Origin of the sequence: Nocardia brasiliensis (assembly GCF_042691675.1) — a bacterium.
GTDB lineage: Bacteria > Actinomycetota > Actinomycetes > Mycobacteriales > Mycobacteriaceae > Nocardia > Nocardia brasiliensis_D.
In genome coordinates this window covers 2,312,854-2,325,427 of the sequence record NZ_CP170507.1, presented here as the reverse complement: position 1 = coordinate 2,325,427, position 12,574 = coordinate 2,312,854, and the positions used below count along the sequence as shown (strand labels likewise).

Below are 12,574 nucleotides of genomic sequence, written 5' to 3'. Positions count from 1 at the left end.
GGCAGCGCCTACGCGACCGCCGACGGATCCGCCCGCCAGCCGGTCAGCGCGATGAGCTCCGCGGCTATCTCCGCCGGTCCGCGATCGGTAGTGTCGACCACGTGCACCCACTCGGGCACCGCGTCGGCCAGCTCGCGCGACATCGCCAAGCTTCGCTCGATATGCCGTTGTAGCTCGATGCCGTTCTCCCGCTGCGCAAGCCGCGCGTCGGCGGTCCGATCGTCACAGGTCAGCAGCACCGCGGTGACCGAGGGGGTATCACCCATCGCCGCGGATAGCTCACCGATCACCTCCGGGAACACGCTGGCCGTATTGGTGTAGATCAACCTCCGATAACCGAGCGCCCGGTAGTTGTTCCACATCGCCGCCAGGTTCTGCTCGGCGAGGCCGTGCTCCCAGGTCGGCGGGTAGGCCATGTCGAGGTAATCACCTTCGATCAGTGCGTGCCGCACCCCGGAGTCCGCCAGCAGGGCGTGCATCGCGAGTCCGACGCGACTCTTGCCGACACCCGAACGACCGCCGAGAAACAGCGCTTCCGTTTGCGAGATCACCTGCCCAGCATGCCAACCAGGCGGCTGCGACCGGCGTCACAGCCCTTGCATTCGGAACAGTTGTGACTACACAATAGTTGTGTGACCACAACTGTCCAGCCGCTGACCGAGCGGCGCAAAACGCTTGTCCTGGCCACCTGTTGCCTGAGCCTGCTGATCGTGTCGATGGACGCGACCATCGTGAATGTCGCGATCCCGACCATCCAGGCGGACCTGCACGCGCCGCTGTCCCGGATGCAATGGATCGTCGACGTCTACACGCTCACGCTGGCCAGCCTGCTGATGCTGGCGGGGGCCGCGGCGGACCGATTCGGCCGCCGCCGGGTATTCCGGATCGGCCTGGCCACCTTCGCGATCGGTTCGCTGCTGTGCAGCCTCGCGCCGACCATCGAGGTCTTGATCGGCGCCCGGTTCCTCCAGGCGATCGGCGGCTCGATGCTCAACCCGGTGGCGATGTCGATCATCACCACCGTCTTCACCGGACGGGTGGAACGTGCTCGCGCGGTGGGGGTTTGGGGGGCGGTGGTCGGCATTTCGATGGCGCTCGGCCCGACCGTCGGCGGCGTGCTCATCGACACGCTCGGCTGGCCCGCGGTGTTCTGGATCAATCTGCCGATCTGTCTGCTCGCCCTGCTGCTCACGACAGTCTTTGTGCCGGAATCGAAGTCGCTGACGGTGCGCGGCGTCGACCCGGTCGGGCAAGTTCTGGCGGTCGTGTTCCTGTTCGCCACGGTGTTCGGGCTGATCGAGCGCAAGCCGGTGATCTTCGTGGTCGCGGCGGTCGCACTGGCGGCATTCATCTGGTACGAATCGCGGCGCGAAGACCCCTTCATCGACCTGCGGTTCTTCCGCAGCGTGCCGTTCGCCTCGGCGACGGTGATCGCCATCTTCTCGTTCACCGCCCTGGGCGCGTTCCTGTTCAGCTGCTCGCTGTATCTGCAGACGGTGCGCCACTATTCGGCGGTGCACACCGGGCTGCTGTACCTGGCGATGGCCGTCGCGATGGTGATCTTCTCGCCACTGTCCGGGCGGCTGGTCGGCAAGCACGGGACCCGCCCGTCACTGGTCGCGGCGGGTCTGGCGATGACCGTGGCGGCCGTCCTGCTCAGCACCCTCGATCCGGATACCCCGGTGTGGGCGCTGGTGATCATGTTCGCGATCTTCGGCATCGGTTTCGGCATGGTGAACGCGCCGATCACCACCACGGCGGTCAGCGGGATGCCGCTGGACCGCGCGGGTGCCGCCGCCTCGGTGGCCTCGACCAGCCGTCAGGTGGGCACCAGCATCGGTGTCGCCCTGTGTGGCGCGCTGACCGGGGCGGGACTGTGGTGGGTGATCGCGGTGCTGACCGCCGGTGTCGCCATACTCGGCATAGCCGCGAACACCCCGTGGGCCAAACGGTCGAGTGACCGCGTCGCCCCCCTGCTCGAACAGAAGGTGCCGACCCATGCCGGATGACACCCCCACCGCCGACGAGGTGTGGGCCATGCTCACCCGCCTCGTGATGTACAGCCGCGACCCGTGGCGGCGTGCGGTGACCGAGCGAACAGGATTGCCGTTCAGCCAGATTCGGGTGCTGCGCCGCCTGCGGAACGGCCCGATGACGGTCAAGGAGGTGGCGGACGCCGCGGCGATGGACGCGCCCGCCGCCACGGTCGCGGTCAACAAGCTCGAGGAACTGGGTTTCGTCGTCCGGGAAGTGGATCCCAGCAACCGGCGCAAGAAACAGGTCTCCATCACCCTGGCCGGGCGGGCGGTGCTCGCCCAGGCATTGGCGACGCCGGATCCCGCGCCGAGCTCGGTCACCACCTTGCCCGCCGATGACCTGCGCACCTTGCGCGACATCTTGAGCAAGATCGAGAACTAGCCTCGGTCGATCCGCCAGAAGTGGTCAGGCACTGACGAACTCGCGGTCACCGTATTGCACGCTGGCCGAATCCCACACGCCGCCAAGGCTGGTCACGAACCGTTGCGCCAACTCCATATCGGCGATATCGACCACCAGAATCAGCGTGTTCGCTTCGGTGACCGAGCCGCCGACGAGTCGTTCGCGCGCGACCGGGTCGGCGGCCAGCCCGTCGCGAAACCGCAGTACATCGACCCCGGCCACGGCGACCGTGACCGCGTCCACCCCAGGCGAATTCGGTGCAAGCAGCTCGAAGGTCAGCACCGATTCCTGCTGGAACTGGGTACGCACCTGGTCGGCGATCCGCCGCAGCTCGGCACTGTCGACACAGGCCAGATGGAACTTCCGGGATCGTTCATAGGTCGCCTGTTGCCGCTCAGCCGACCAGAACACCCCGTTGACCAAGGTCGACCCGACCGGTAATCCGATGTGCCGCACCGTGATCGCGCCGACCGCCAGCTCGAACCCGGCCAGCCGGTCGCGCAGCCGCTGATCCGCCGGGTCGGTGATCGTCGCGGTGTTGTCGGTCGCGAACAGTTCCGCGGTGGGCCGCAACGGATTTCCCGCCGCACACGCCGCCGGCCCCGCACCAGCGGGTCCCGCTCCCCCGAGCAATCCCGCGCCGACGAATACCGTCGCGAGAACAGCCACCATCCGTACCGCGATCATCCCGATCCTCCCGAGCCGTTGATCCGCGCGATAGACCACTGCACCTTAACGCGGCACTCGAAACGATCGGGAGGTTTCGCGCCCTACCCGGACGCGGCCGAGCGGGCGGTGCCCGGTGGGCACGCACCCGCTCGACAAGACCGGAAAGTCGGTCAGTTGCGGAAGGCGTCCTTGACCTTCTCGCCCGCGTCCTTGAGGTTGGACTTGATCTGATCGCCCTTGCCCTCGTTCTTCAGGTCCTGATCGTCGGTGGCTTCACCGAACTTCTCCTTGGCCTGACCGGCGAGATCGTCAGCCTTGTTCTTGGCCTTGTCCGTTGCGCTCATTGTCTAACCCCTTTCGTCGGGTCCGACCGACCTGCCTTTTCGGGCCGGTCTTCTGGCGGATAACCGGCATCCGCCGATGCAAACACCCGCGGGCTGTGGTCAACACCGCCGTTTACCCATAGACAGGCCCCCGAGCTGCGGCTCAGGCGTAGAGTTCCAGGTGCAATTCCCCGAGTCCCGAAGCGTGGCTCTGCGTGCCTGCGACCGAACCCGGAGGAATTTATGACCCTTTTCTCGCACAACGAACTCATCGAGCACGCGCCCCCACGCCCGCCGCCGGCGACCGAGCACGACTCCGCCGCGTTCACCGAGCTCGGCGACCGACTGGTCCGCAATCTGTTCGACACCGGCCTGCGCTTGGACACCATCCGGATGGCGTTCGACCGCGACGAGCTGACCCCCGCGCAGGTCGGCGCACACCGGGACGCCATCGTCGGCATTCTCGCCAACCTGGATTCCATGATTCGTACCACCAGCTCGGCGATGCTCACCTTGACCTCGGCGGCACCGATGGGCGCGCCGCGCCGCAAAAGGCGGCGATGAGGTCGTGGTCGGCACGGATGACGCGTACGCCGTCATCGCTGTCGCCTCGTCGGCGGGCGGTATCACCGCGCTCTTCCGCGTTCTCGGCGCCCTACCCGCCGACTTACCGGTTCCGGTTCTGGTCGTCCAACACCTGGACCCCCGCCACAAGACCGTCTTGGCCGAATTACTTTCGCGCCGAACCGAATTGCGCGTCAAGCTGGCGACCGCGGCGGAACCGGTCGAGGCGGGCACGGTGTACATCGCGCCGCCGAACCAGCACCTGCTGGTGGAACCGTCCGGCACCCTCGCCCTCTCCGGTAGCGAGCTCGTCCACTTCGTTCGGCCCTCGGCCGACCTGCTGTTCGAATCGGTGGCGGGTGCGTACGGATCGCGCGCGATCGCCTGCGTGCTGACCGGGTCCGGCAGTGATGGTGCGACGGGGGTGCGCGCGGTGAAATCCCGCGGCGGCACGGTGCTCGTGCAGGATCCGGACGAAGCCGAATTCAAGGGCATGCCCCGCGCGGCCGTCGCGACCGGTGACGCGGACATCGTTGTGCCACTTGACGATATCGCCGACGTCATTCGCGGTTTGGTGGTGGCGAGCCCATCGTGACCGAGTCGAGCGAGCAGATCACGACGGCACCGGGTGACGACATCGACACCGTCGACCCGGCGCTGGAGGACCTGCTGCTGTTCATTCGCGATTCGCGCGGTTTCGATTTCACCGGCTACAAGCGCTCGTCACTGACCAGACGCATCCGCAAGCGCATGCAGGAGGTAGGGGTCACCGACTACCTCGACTACCGGGATCTGCTGGAAAGTAACGCGGAAGAGTTCCGCCACCTGTTCAACACCATCCTGATCAATGTCACCAGCTTCTTCCGCGACCTGGACGCCTGGCACTACCTACAGCGCGAAGTGCTTCCCGAACTGATCGCGAATACCAAGCCCGACAGCGAGATTCGGATCTGGAGCGCGGGCTGCTCCAGCGGCGAGGAGACCTACTCGCTGGCCATCACACTGGCCGAGGTGCTGGGCATCGAAGAGTGTGCGAGCCGGGTCAAGCTCTATGGCACCGATGTCGACGAGGAGGCGCTGCGGGAAGCGCGGTCCGGCGTCTACCCGGCCAAGGCCCTCGGGCAGCTGTCCAGTGAGGTCCAGGATCGGTACTTCGAGCCGTTCGGTGACAAATTCGTCTTCCGGTCGGACCTGCGCCGCCGGGTGATCTTCGGCCGCCACGACATCACCAGGGACGCACCGATCTCCCGGCTCGACCTATTGGTGTGCCGGAATACGTTGATGTACTTCAATGCCGAGGCGCAAGCGCGGATCCTCGAGCGGTTCCGTTTCGCACTGCGCGAGGGCGGGTTCCTGTTCCTCGGCAAGGCGGAACTGCTGCTCGCCGAGGGTGAGCGGTTCGGCGTGGCGAGCATGCGCCAGCGCGTCTTCCGGCGGCGGGCCGGCGAGGTCAGGCCGCTGCGCCAGCCGCATCCGGCGCGGCTCGACATCGACCACGGCATGGAGGCGCAGGGCCTGGTCAAGAAGCGCCAGCTCGGTGAGCTCGCCTTGGAGACTGCGCCGTTCGGGGTAATCGGGCTCGACGCCGAGGGCAAGGTCGCCATCCTCAACAACCAGATGCGCAGCCAGTTCGGCTTGACGGCGCACGACATCGGCAGGCCGCTGAGCGATCTGGAAATCTCTTACCGGCCGGTCGAGCTGCGTTCGCTGATCGAGCAGGCCGTTTCCGAGCGCCGCAGCATCCGGGTCAGCTCGGCCGAACGCAAGCTCAGCCCTGGTGACGCCCAGTATTTCGATGTGCTCATCCAACCGCTGTGGGCGGGCGACGGAGCGAATGTCGGTGTGGTGGTCAACTTCATCGACACGACGATGCCGACGCGGCTCTCGCTCGAAGTGAAACTGAAAAGGGCGGAACTCGAAACTGCCTACGAGGAACTCCAGTCGACCAACGAAGAACTCGAAACCACCAATGAAGAACTCCAATCCAGCATCGAAGAATTAGAGACCACCAACGAAGAACCGCAATCGACGAATGAGGAGCTCGAAACCACGAACGAAGAACTCCAGTCGGGCAACGAAGAACTCGAGACCATGAACGAGGAAATGCGGACCCGCAGCGACGAGCTGAACGAGACCCGCACCTTCCTCGAGGGCGTGCTGTCCAGCGTCGCGGCGGGCGTGGTCGTGCTCGATGCTCAACTGCGGGTCAGGAGCTGGAATCGGGGCGCCGAGGAGATGTGGGGGCTGCGCTCCGAGGAAGTCCAGCAACAGGCGTTCTTCGCGCTGGATTTCGGACTGCCGACCCAGCGGCTGCGCGAAAGCATCCGCCGGTGCCTCGAGACGAGGCATCGCGAGGGCCCGGTGGGGATCCCCTCGGTGAACCGCATCGGGCGCTCGATCACCTGCGCGGTGACCTGCTCACCCCTGGACGGCACCCCCGACGGCGTGGTGTTGCTCATGGAAGAGATCTTGTCGACAAATGTTGGCTGACAGGACAATTAGTTCTCGCCCTTGCGTGGGGGCGTAGGCTTTACTTTGTGCGGTCGTATTCGAACGCTCACCAGGAAATAGCTCGTGAGTGGCAGGAATTCAGCGCCGAGCGAGGACGTGCGGCTCGCGCGGCGACGGTGGCTGCGAAATATGCGGCACAGGCCACCCAGCGACCGGAATCCATGCAGCCATTTCGCCGGCACATGGCGGAATTGCACCGGCGGATCGAGGCCCGCCATCTCGCGTGCGCGCGATTGCACCGTTTGCACGCGCTCCGCCTGCAGCGGTGGTACATCGGCGACCGGGCGACGCTGCGACCGGTCTTCATGGCCGCGGTCGCCCAGCACCTGCGGATGGACAGCGCCGGGGTCACGCTGTTCGGGCGCCCGGGCGAGGAACTGCTGGTCGCCGCCTCGGATGGGACGGCTCGGACCGCGCACGATCTCGAACTGCAACTCGGCGAGGGCCCCGCCCGCGAGGTATTGGACGGCCAAGACTTCGTCGCCGCGGACAGTACGGATCTGGCCGCTCGCTGGCCGCAGTACGGTTCGGCGCTCACCGGGATCGGCATGCACTCCGTGCTCGCGGTCCCGTTGCGCTCTTCCCGGCTGCTCGGTGCCTTGTGCGTGTTCACCAGCCGAACCGGTCTACGCAGCGAAGTCACCCCGGCCGCGACGAAGGTGGCCGACGCCCTGGCCAACACGGTGCTGCTCGCCGCACACGGGACCGCCGACGAAGGCGGTCCGATGGGGACCTTGTTCGATGATGCCGACGACCTCGCCACCGTGCATCAGGCGGTCGGTATGGTTGCCGTGCAGTGCACTTGCGATCTCGACGCCGCGTTGGCGCTGCTGCGCGCACGCGCGTTCGCCGAAGACATCGCCGTTTCCGAGATCGCCCACTGGGTACTGGAGGACGGATATCAATTATGTTGCCCGTCAAGATAATTCATGACTGACGACCTGGCATTGGGCATGTCGGAGTTGACGGCGACGCTGCTGGCCGGCGACGACGTTGCCGAATCACTCTGCGCTGTCGCCGATATCGTCGCCCGGATGCTCCCTGACCACCCCATGGTGGGGGTGACGCTGATCCGGGAGCACGACACCATCGTCGTCGGTTCGAGCGGTGCGCCCGCGATGGTCCTCGAGGAATCCCGGTGCAGCCAGCGCGATGACCCCTGTCAGCAGGCGATCATTACAGCACGCCAGGTTTCGGTGCCTGATATGGCCACCGAGCACCGCTGGGGCGGCTACGCCGAACGGATGCTGGCCCGCGGGGTGAAATCTATTCACGCCCAACCTCTTTCGGTGAAGGGTGAAATAGTCGGCGCGCTCTCGCTCTACTCGAGGCACCCGCACAGCTTCACCGGCAAGCCTCGCCGAGCCATCGCGCTCACCGCCGAACAGATCGGTGTACTGCTCGCCGTGGCCGTCGACACCACAAGGCGCGCCGAGCTGACCGAGCAATTGCGCGCCGCGCTGGCCTCCCGCTCCACCATCGACCAGGCGCTCGGCATCCTCATGGCCCAACGGCGGTGCACCCGCGAAGTCGCGTTCGAGGTGCTGCGTGGCACGTCGCAGCGGCGCAATGTCCGCGTCGCGGACTTGGCCGTCGAGATCATCGAGGCGATCAGCGGCGGCAAACCGCCCTCGCCGCACTTCGTCGACCCCGAACAGCCGTCCCGCCCGCGCCGCCGGTGATGTCCGGCGATCAGAGAATGGGCCTACCGCCCGTGACGGCCACCCGCGCGCCGGAGATGTAGCTGCCGTCGTCCGAAGCAAGCAGTACGTACGCGGCGGCGAGCTCGGCGGGTTGCCCGGCCCGGCCGAGCGGAGTGTCGTCGCCGAATTTGCTGACCTTCTCCGGCGGCATGGTCGCGGGAATCAGCGGCGTCCAGATCGGGCCGGGGGCCACGCTGTTGACTCGAATTCCCTTCTCTCCCAGTAGCTGAGCCAGGCTGGCCGAGAAGTTCGCGATGGCCGCCTTGGTCGCCGCGTACGGCGCCAGCGTCGGCGAGGGCATATCGGAATTCACCGAGGAACTCCCGATGATCGACGAACCGGCGGGCATGTGCGGCAACGCGGCCTTGACCAGGTAGAAGTAGGCGCCGACATTCAGTTTGAAGGTGTAGTCGAATTCTTCGTCGCTGATCTCGTCGAGGTTGGTGTGCGTCATCTGGTAGGCGGCGTTACTGACCAGCACGTCGATCTTGCCGAATTCCGCTGCGGCACGGTCGATCACGGCCCGGCAGTGCTGCGGGTCGGACAGATCGCCCGGCATCAGCACCGCCCGGCGGCCCGCCTGCTCCACCAACTGCGCCACCTGCTTCGCGTCCTCGTCCTCGTCGAGATAGGAGATCAGCACGTCGGCGCCTTCCCTGGCGAAGGCGATCGCGACCGCGCGGCCGATCCCGCTGTCCGCACCGGTGATCACAGCCGCCTTGCCGGTCAGTTTGCCGGAACCGCGGTAACGGTCCTCACCGCAATCCGGCACCGGGTTCATCCGGGCCTGGATACCGGGGACTTCTTGCTGCTGCTCGGGAAAACCCATAACGGCGAACCCTTCTGTGCGCTGGTCTGGACTCAGACCGGGTGCCCCGTCGCCGCGCCCGGAAACCCTCCGTTGACGCCCTTTCGATGGCTGCGCCGATCGACATGGGTATACGATTCTGCGGGCGGTGGAACGGTCCAACAAGGCGGCTGGCCACTGCGTTTTCGAGCACGCGAGGCCGATTGCGTGCGATGGACCGGAGGCGGCATTGTCCGAAATGTCGATTACTGCTTTCGCGGCGGATACCAGCGCCAACGGTGTCGGTGCGGGCCTGCTTTCCGAGCTGGTCGAGCACCTGCGACAGAACCGCACCATCCTGCGCGAAGAGTGGGCACGGCGCATTACCGAAGCGCAGTTGCTGACCGCGATGACGCCCGACGAGATGTTCTCCGAGGCCACCTCCGTCTACGACAACTACGTCGCCGTGCTGGAAACCGGCTCGGTGGAGGCCCTGCAGGATTACGCCCGCGATCTGTCCGAGCGCATCATCCCGCGAGGCGTCGAGACCGACGAGGTCCTCGGCATCGTGCTGCTGCTGCGCGACGTGCTGGCGCGCTCGCTGTTCGAGAAATACCAGGCCGATTTCCAGCTGCTCAACGCGGTACTCGACGCCTACGAGCCAGCCGCCAACCGCATCGCCAACACGGTGGGCGTCTCCTTCGTCGAGGAACGCGAGCGCATCATCCGCCAGCAGCAGGAGGCGATCCGCGAGCTGTCCACCCCGGTTCTCCAGGTGCGTGAACAGCTGCTCATCCTGCCGATCATCGGCGTACTCGACGGGCAGCGCGCCCGACAGCTCACCGAGCAGCTGCTGCGGGCGATCCGGGCCAATCGTGCCAAGGTGGTCGTCATCGATATCACCGGTGTGCCGACAATCGACTCCACCGTCGCCAACCACCTGGTGCAGACCGTCGACGCCTCCGGCCTGATGGGCGCGAACGTGATCATCACCGGCCTGTCCTCGGAGATCGCGCTGACCCTGGTCACCATCGGCTTGGATCTGTCGAAGATGAACGCGGTCGGCGACCTGCAGGGCGGTATCGAAGAGGCCGAACGGCTGTTGGGCTATGAGGTCAGCCGGACCACCGACACCGCACGGCGCTCGGATATTTGAGGGCTTCCGCCCGCTACTCGGATCCGTCGTGCTCGTGCAGGGTCAGCAGCAGATGGTCGAACGCGGTCTGCACGCGCGGCGGGGCCGGGGGCAGCGAGTCGAGTTCGGCGATCAGCCGGGTGGCCAGCGTGCGCAACTTGACGTTGGTTTCCTGCGACCGCCACTGCAGCACCCGGAAGGCCTGTTCGGCGTTGATCCGGTACACCCGCATCAGCACGCCCTTGGCCTGTTCGATCACGGCGCGCGACTCGAACAGTTCCGGTAGCGCACCGTCGAGCAACTCCTGGCGCTGCTCATCGATGGTTTCGGTCAGGTCGATGTAGTGGCCGGTGGTGCCGACAACATCGCCGTCGTCGTCGGTCATGATCTCGCCGAAGACGATCACATGGCGCGTCTGGCCGGTTAGGTCGATGATCCGGTGGCGGCTGCAGAACGGCTCGGCATTGCGCAATGACTTGGCGATCGTTTTCGCGACTTGCGCACGGTCGTCCGGATGCTTGTGCAACAGCAGTAGCTCCGTGGTGGGCGTCACCGTGCCCGGTTCGTACCCGTGCATGGCAGCGACCTCGTCCGACCACTCCCAGCGCTGATCGGCGAACCAGAAGCGGAAGCTTCCGGTTGCCTGCGGGGTGCCGACACCGACCACCTGGACGACCGCATCGGTCGCCGCTCGGGTGGTCACCGCGCCTGTTTCCATCACAGCGTAAGTATGCTCGCTACCTGCGGTTTTCTGCTAGTATCCGCAACCGGTCGCCGGTGTCGTAAGCACAATGAAATGCGCACCTTTACAGAGTTGCGGGCCGTTTTTCAGCACCCGGAAACCACTGTCAGGTATCTATGTGCCGCGGGGGCGCCAGATCCGGTGGCGCATGCAGTATTCCGGCAGCCCCCGGGTCCTGCGGCGAGGCGTTCTGCGCTTCGACGATGGCGCGTGCGTGGTCGGTGGGCGTCACGCCGTGGGCTCGGGCAAGTCGGACCAAATGGTGCCGCGCCGTAGCGATATCCAAGTCGAAATATTCGGCAAGTACGCCGACCGCCGCGGCGATCACCGTGGTGCCGTGCAGCACCGCTTCCACGGTTTCCGTGGTGCTCGCGCGCCGGCCCTCCACTCGGCCGGTGGACAGCGCGATGGCGGTGAGATCGGCCAGGATCTGACCGAAGTCGTTGGGACGGGCGTTGCCCCATGGCTCGTCGAGGTGCACCACGACCGAACCCAGCGGCACCGTCAACGCGGTCACCGGAAAGGCGCGGATGGATCGCAGACCCGCGGCCAGAGCCTGCTCGCGATACCGCGGCCAGCGGACGTCCGCACCCTCGTCGAGATCGGCGATCATCGCCACCACGCCGTCGCGGGCGCTCGCGGGCCCCGGCCCGGTCACATTCAAGCGCGGATCCGCCGAGGCGCCGTCGCGCGAGGCCTCGGCCACAATCTGAATTCCCGGCGCCTCGGCCGAATGCCGGGAATCGAGCAAGATCACCACCGCGGACACCGCGTCATAGCACTCGCGGGCGTGACCGGCGACCGCGTGCAGCAGCGTCGGCACGTCGAAATCGGTGGTCAGTGTGGACGTCAGCTCCGCGATCGCCAGCCGCGTCCGGGCCGTGGTCATGATTCCTGCCCCTCCGTCGTGTCGCGCTGGTCCCGCAACGACAGTCGCCGGGCGACGATGTCGGCCGCGACCTCGGCGATGGAGCGCCGCTGCGCGTAAGAGTAGGCCCGCAACCGGTCCAGACCCACGGCGACCGGGACCGCGAGTTGCACCGCCACCATACCGGCGGCGTTGAATACTTCCGCGCGCGAGAAGTCGTTGGCGTTCTCGAGCGAGCGGTCGTCCGATCCGGCTTTGTCGAGCGCGGTTTCGACGCTCCCCGCCGCGTCGATTCGCTCGGCCCAGTTGGCGCGAAGGGTGCGCCCGACCGCCACCGCGACCGCCACCGCCGACTCCTGCTCGGTGGCGGCCAGCATCCCCACCGTGTCGCGATAGAGCTCGAGCACACCGATCGGCCGCTGCACGCCGGGCACCGGAAACGCGAACGCGGCGCGTACCCCGAGGGCAAGCACGTCGGGGGTGAACGCGGGCCACCGCGCGGCGGCAGCGGCCAGGGTCAGATCCGGCCACAACTCGCCGCGATCGTCGCGGTAGGCATCGACACACGGGCCCTCACCGACGACGAACTGCAATTCATCGATTTGCTGGGCGGTCGCATTGGTCGCGTAAACCAGTTCGCGCACTTGCGTCGAACTGCTCAGCACCGCGACGGCGGCACCGTCGGCACCCGTCAGGCGCACGGCAGCCGAACACAGTGTGCTTATTCCGGTGAACAGCGAACCACGCGCACGGGCGACGTCCTGGTCGGGATCACCAGGCCGGTCACCTCGATAACCACCGGACGCTTCCTCCACCCCGCACTCCTATCTCCC

General features: G+C 66.4%; 15 protein-coding genes. 8 read left to right on the top strand and 7 right to left on the bottom strand.

Features of this window, described 5'->3' with window-relative positions:
• Positions 1-8 precede the first annotated feature (8 nt).
• A complete protein-coding gene (locus ACFK0J_RS10905; RefSeq protein ID WP_378739014.1) occupies positions 9-551 on the bottom strand; it encodes an ATPase in 543 nt (180 codons plus the stop codon).
• A gap of 81 nt (positions 552-632) precedes the next feature.
• Between ACFK0J_RS10905 and ACFK0J_RS10900 the strand changes: the two genes are divergently transcribed.
• Positions 633-2,009: an MFS transporter gene (locus tag ACFK0J_RS10900; RefSeq protein WP_378739012.1), complete on the top strand. Its 1,377-nt coding sequence runs from the start codon at positions 633-635 to the stop codon at positions 2,007-2,009.
• A complete protein-coding gene (locus ACFK0J_RS10895; RefSeq protein ID WP_378739010.1) occupies positions 1,999-2,418 on the top strand; it encodes a MarR family winged helix-turn-helix transcriptional regulator in 420 nt (139 codons plus the stop codon). Before ACFK0J_RS10900 ends, ACFK0J_RS10895 begins: the two co-directional genes overlap by 11 nt.
• 24 nt (positions 2,419-2,442) lie before the next feature.
• Here the strand turns inward: ACFK0J_RS10895 and ACFK0J_RS10890 are convergent, their stop codons facing one another.
• Positions 2,443-3,126 carry a hypothetical protein gene (locus ACFK0J_RS10890; RefSeq protein ID WP_378739008.1) on the bottom strand — a complete coding sequence of 228 codons (684 nt, stop codon included), beginning with the start codon at positions 3,124-3,126 and terminating at the stop codon, positions 2,443-2,445.
• A gap of 152 nt (positions 3,127-3,278) precedes the next feature.
• The gene (locus ACFK0J_RS10885) at positions 3,279-3,452 is read right to left on the bottom strand and encodes a CsbD family protein (protein ID WP_218475573.1); all 174 of its coding nucleotides are present in this window, start codon (positions 3,450-3,452) and stop codon (positions 3,279-3,281) included.
• Between the two features lie 222 nt (positions 3,453-3,674).
• Here ACFK0J_RS10885 and ACFK0J_RS10880 point away from each other — a divergent pair, with 222 nt between their 5' ends.
• The 5 genes from ACFK0J_RS10880 to ACFK0J_RS10860 are packed head-to-tail and all read left to right on the top strand — an operon-like array spanning position 3,675 to position 8,188.
• A complete protein-coding gene (locus ACFK0J_RS10880) occupies positions 3,675-3,995 on the top strand; it encodes a hypothetical protein (protein WP_378739005.1) in 321 nt (106 codons plus the stop codon).
• 4 nt (positions 3,996-3,999) lie between these two features.
• On the top strand, positions 4,000-4,590 hold the full coding sequence (locus ACFK0J_RS10875) for a chemotaxis protein CheB (protein WP_378739002.1): 591 nt from the start codon (positions 4,000-4,002) through the stop codon (positions 4,588-4,590).
• Complete coding sequence (locus ACFK0J_RS10870) at positions 4,587-6,485, top strand: CheR family methyltransferase (RefSeq protein ID WP_378738999.1); 1,899 nt, start codon at positions 4,587-4,589, stop codon at positions 6,483-6,485. The genes ACFK0J_RS10875 and ACFK0J_RS10870 overlap by 4 nt, the downstream gene beginning before the upstream one ends.
• A gap of 47 nt (positions 6,486-6,532) precedes the next feature.
• On the top strand, positions 6,533-7,432 hold the full coding sequence (locus ACFK0J_RS10865; protein WP_378738997.1) for a GAF domain-containing protein: 900 nt from the start codon (positions 6,533-6,535) through the stop codon (positions 7,430-7,432).
• 3 nt (positions 7,433-7,435) lie between these two features.
• The gene (locus ACFK0J_RS10860) at positions 7,436-8,188 is read left to right on the top strand and encodes a GAF and ANTAR domain-containing protein (RefSeq protein ID WP_378738995.1); all 753 of its coding nucleotides are present in this window, start codon (positions 7,436-7,438) and stop codon (positions 8,186-8,188) included.
• A gap of 10 nt (positions 8,189-8,198) precedes the next feature.
• On the opposite strand, the gene ACFK0J_RS10855 is transcribed toward ACFK0J_RS10860, so the two are convergent.
• Positions 8,199-9,038, bottom strand: coding sequence for an SDR family oxidoreductase (locus tag ACFK0J_RS10855; protein WP_378738993.1), 840 nt, complete (start codon positions 9,036-9,038; stop codon positions 8,199-8,201).
• Positions 9,039-9,255: 217 nt separating this feature from the next.
• Between ACFK0J_RS10855 and ACFK0J_RS10850 the strand changes: the two genes are divergently transcribed.
• On the top strand, positions 9,256-10,152 hold the full coding sequence (locus tag ACFK0J_RS10850; RefSeq protein ID WP_378738991.1) for an STAS domain-containing protein: 897 nt from the start codon (positions 9,256-9,258) through the stop codon (positions 10,150-10,152).
• Positions 10,153-10,165: 13 nt separating this feature from the next.
• Here the strand turns inward: ACFK0J_RS10850 and ACFK0J_RS10845 are convergent, their stop codons facing one another.
• The 3 genes from ACFK0J_RS10845 to ACFK0J_RS10835 all read right to left on the bottom strand — a co-directional run bounded on the left by ACFK0J_RS10845 (position 10,166) and on the right by ACFK0J_RS10835 (position 12,556).
• Entirely contained in the window at positions 10,166-10,849 is a 684-nt protein-coding gene (locus tag ACFK0J_RS10845) for a PAS and ANTAR domain-containing protein (protein ID WP_378742751.1), read from the bottom strand.
• Between the two features lie 130 nt (positions 10,850-10,979).
• Positions 10,980-11,762: an ANTAR domain-containing protein gene (locus ACFK0J_RS10840; RefSeq protein ID WP_378738988.1), complete on the bottom strand. Its 783-nt coding sequence runs from the start codon at positions 11,760-11,762 to the stop codon at positions 10,980-10,982.
• Positions 11,759-12,556: a GAF and ANTAR domain-containing protein gene (locus tag ACFK0J_RS10835; RefSeq protein WP_378738985.1), complete on the bottom strand. Its 798-nt coding sequence runs from the start codon at positions 12,554-12,556 to the stop codon at positions 11,759-11,761. The genes ACFK0J_RS10840 and ACFK0J_RS10835 overlap by 4 nt, the downstream gene beginning before the upstream one ends.
• Positions 12,557-12,574 lie beyond the last annotated feature (18 nt).